The 3,493-nt window shown below is 47.3% G+C and carries 2 protein-coding genes and 2 pseudogenes; 2 read left to right on the top strand and 2 right to left on the bottom strand.

What is annotated here, in order from left to right; translation table 11 throughout:
* Window positions 1-707: pseudogene (locus K4A83_RS22370) on the top strand (DNA polymerase III subunit gamma/tau); the annotation flags it as partial.
* 568 nt (window positions 708-1,275) lie between these two features.
* Here K4A83_RS22370 and K4A83_RS22365 read toward each other — a convergent pair.
* A complete protein-coding gene (locus K4A83_RS22365; protein ID WP_265266928.1) occupies window positions 1,276-2,313 on the bottom strand; it encodes a cysteine hydrolase family protein in 1,038 nt (345 codons plus the stop codon).
* 443 nt (window positions 2,314-2,756) lie between these two features.
* Window positions 2,757-2,957, bottom strand: coding sequence for a hypothetical protein (locus K4A83_RS22360; protein ID WP_265266927.1), 201 nt, complete (start codon window positions 2,955-2,957; stop codon window positions 2,757-2,759).
* 304 nt (window positions 2,958-3,261) lie between these two features.
* Here K4A83_RS22360 and K4A83_RS22355 point away from each other — a divergent pair.
* Window positions 3,262-3,493 (top strand): annotated as a pseudogene (locus K4A83_RS22355) (RNA-guided endonuclease InsQ/TnpB family protein); the annotation flags it as partial.

Below are 3,493 nucleotides of genomic sequence, written 5' to 3'. Positions count from 1 at the left end.
CCCCCCCTGCCCAACCTACACCCTCCACCCCAGAAACCGAAGCAGAAATCTTACAGCAACGGATTCAGCTACTCTGGCAACAGATTTTAGACCACTTACCCTCCTTGTCTCGTGCCTTACTCCAACAACATTGCACCATCCTCAACTTTGACCTAGAGGATTGTGTCGCTTATCTTTCCGTCCCCACTCCGGGCCTATTGAACATAGCCGAAAAACAGATCAAAGATGTTGAAATTGCTTTTGAGAAAGTTTTTCATCAAAAAATCAAAGTCCAGTTACAAGTCAGACCAAAATCCCCCCCTCCCGCTTCTCCTTCACCTCGGAAAGTGACACCTTCCCCCGTTTCCCCTCCTTCCCCCCCACCCCCAGCACCAGAACCCCACAACGGGAAAGGTAACGGGCATAACTTCTCCAATCCAGTTAATCAGAGCAATGGCAGCAATCCTCCCATCCTTCCCCCCAAAACTCCCCCCTCCTCTCCCCCCACTCCTCCCGTCATCACAACCACCGAGGAGGACAACGACGAAGACGACGAGGACATTAAACAAGCTCTGCAAAAAGTCCTAAAAATGTTTTCCGGTGAGGTTTTGAATTTAGAACAAGAAATTCTCCCACCTAATTCGGCAACAGGAATAGTCACAGATGACCCCGAATTCATCCCCGATAGCGACGGGGAAGGGGAAGAACCCGAGGATATGCCATTCTAATCCTTCACGAATTATTCATCATTAATTATCAAATCCCTATACCCAAAAAAAGAGGGGACTGGCTGCTATCTCTAACCCGTCCCGCTAATTCATTCAATCTCAATGAGAGGAGAACACTCCGTTTACTATAGCCTTGTTGAAAATATATGTCAACTATGTTGATAAAAATTCTCAACTTACCGCACTTTTGCGATCAACGTTTCTGAAACCGTGTTAACGACCTCCAATGAGTTGCTCATAGTACGACACAACATCTATCTAAGGTATGATTTTTGGGGGAGCTTAGTTTTCTGGGGCGCGATCGCACCACAAGGCTAGTTGGATATTCGTCCAAGTCTATTTGTCACATTTTTTGTCACATTTGGAGATCACACACCATGAAACTACGACAGAAAACCTTACTGGTCATCGCCGTCACCCTAGTGGGGATGGTTGGGTTGTTTTATCTGCAATGAAGGTATTTAAATCTCTATCGACAAGAACCCATGTTTGTCCCCATTGTGGTTATGTAGAAGATAGAGATATTAACGATGAATTTTGGAGATAATGCACTTTTTTTCCACACAGTTTAACGATTTAAGGTCAACCCCGGCCAAGTCTCTAGGGGTGTAGTGGATTGAACCAAGTGCATCCCGGCCTGTGCGAAACGATTAAAGGCTTGATCGGCAGCCTCAGTGAAGTCTACCACCCCCGGCACCACTACTGGAGAGGTACAATCTTCCAGTAAATAGACCTTGTGAGCGAGTTTAGGGTCTTGGGCTTGAATTGCCGTTAATAAGTCATCAATAGTCCAAGCGACACAGTGACTCTTGGCTTGTCCTGCCATTACAACGGCATCAAATTGAAGAAGTCTTTGCATTAAGGCCTTGTTTGGCTCGGCGATGGGTTGACCGTCTGCCCCGGTGAGGACTTCGGGTCGCAAGACAGAGTAATTTTCCGTGAGGGGATTTCCCCCTTTCAGTTCAAAATGGGTCTGACTCTGGCGGGCGATATTGTGGAAAAAGCAGGCCTCTTCAACGGCTGCAACGAGGGCGTGACCAATGCCCCCTAACATGGAGTGATAGGGCCAAATGGTGAGGGGATATTTCCCCTCGGCGGTGAGTTGTTGGACATAGTGGCGGGCATACTGTTCCAAGTCTAGGGGGTTGTAACCGAGACTGGGAGCAATGGCGGGGTTTACTCGCCAGTTCCCCTGTTCCAAGTCCGAGGGGGTGATCTGAGTGGCGGCTGGTGTGGGGTGTTCCCCCTGTTGATTCACCCAGAATACAGGGTGAAAAATCTGCATGGCGCTATGGGTGTCTAAGGTGGGGGTAATGTCGGTAATGAGGCCTAAATAGCGATAAATAAAGGCACAGAGGCGGGTATTATCTTCGATGGCCCCGCGACCGGAAGCTCCCCCAACAAATAGTTCAAAATCGGGTAAGCAGAAGGTATTTTGTGCGTCAATAATCAGTAAACAAATCCGGGTTTGATCGGTGTGAGCGGGAGTAATTTGGTGTGCTTTTGCCCACTGTTGGGCTTCAATGGCGCGTTGTTGGTAAGGGACGCGCCACACTCCCCCCACAGTTTGGGGGTTGAAGAAGGAGGGGATGGGATATTGGGGCATGGTGACTCGGGGTTGATCTGGGAATTACTTTGAATTTTAACAAGATTGCTGGGAATGCCCCATCCCGCCAGTGGAGTGGAGTCGTTCGCTCAAAGCCAATAAAAAACCTCAGTGGGTCAACTGAGGTAAAGAGGTCTTAATGATGTTGAAACTCTGTCGGGAGTTATCGTCTTGTTCTATAAATATAATGCTAAAAATAATCGGGTTTTACATTGATCTCTATCTATATTGAGGCGTGAATTAACACACACTTTTGTTGTGACACAGAATGGAATAAAGCTATGATGAGGATCACAGCGACTTTATTTGATGGTAAATTTTGATGTTCAAATAAAAAACAAGGGCATTCTATCCCTTGTTCTAGTCGCAATATGTTTTCATAACTTCATAACTGAGTGAACCTTGCTTGTCCTCCTAAAATATGTCGAGCAAGGAACGGGAGGTTAGGCGGCGAGGTGAATCCGTCCTCGTTGGTAGGCTCTGAGGAGGCGATCTACGGCGCGTCTTTCTTCTTCGTCGAGTTGTTCGTTGGTGACGGCGGCGAGGAGGCCGTAGCGATCGCCTAAAGTTAAGGTTTTGGTTTCTGCACTAGCGGCGAGGATTTCAGAGATGGCACCGGGGAGAAGTTGAAGTTGAGGAAACATGGCTTTTAGGAGGTTTTGGTTTGCTATGTTTCTACTATCTCTTTTTTTTCGAGTTTCTCCAGTGATGTGTTTCTGTCAAAGTTTGTAAACTTGATCAACGCTAGGAGTGATATAGGTTTGGGGTTTTCTGGGATCTAGATTAGGGTTTCAGGCGATCTGTGTCACTGGTTTGATCAAGGCTGCCTAGGACTCTAGCCCCCTTCTGACTGTTAGCGTCCGTCAATTCCATTCAGATCACCAAAAGAATGGGTCTGAAGCCCCGTCGTTCACGACGGCTTTCACCTCGGTGAGCTATAATAGTCTCATGAACCAAGTCCTAACCATAGTTTGTAAGCTCAACCCAACACCAGAGCAAGCTCAAAAGCTTGATAAAACCCTGGTGGCTTTCGGGTCGGCCTGCAACTATGCGAACGAGGTTGTTAATCCCAAGATTAAAAACAAGAATCGGATCCAGGCGGAAGTCTATAAAACGATTCGGGAAGAATTTAATCTGACAGCAAACCTAGCGGTTAGAGTTTGTGCCAGGGTAGCGGCGA

Origin of the sequence: Spirulina subsalsa FACHB-351, assembly GCF_026130165.1 — a bacterium.
Taxonomy (GTDB): Bacteria; Cyanobacteriota; Cyanobacteriia; order Cyanobacteriales; family Spirulinaceae; genus Spirulina_A; species Spirulina_A subsalsa_A.
This window is presented reverse-complemented; position numbering and strand designations above follow the sequence as displayed.

Coding starts and splice junctions, on each gene's coding strand:
- K4A83_RS22360 (WP_265266927.1), bottom strand. CDS start 2,957: ATGTTTCCTCAACTTCAACTTCTCCCCGGTGCCATCTCTGAAATCCTC.
- K4A83_RS22365 (WP_265266928.1), bottom strand. CDS start 2,313: ATGCCCCAATATCCCATCCCCTCCTTCTTCAACCCCCAAACTGTGGGG.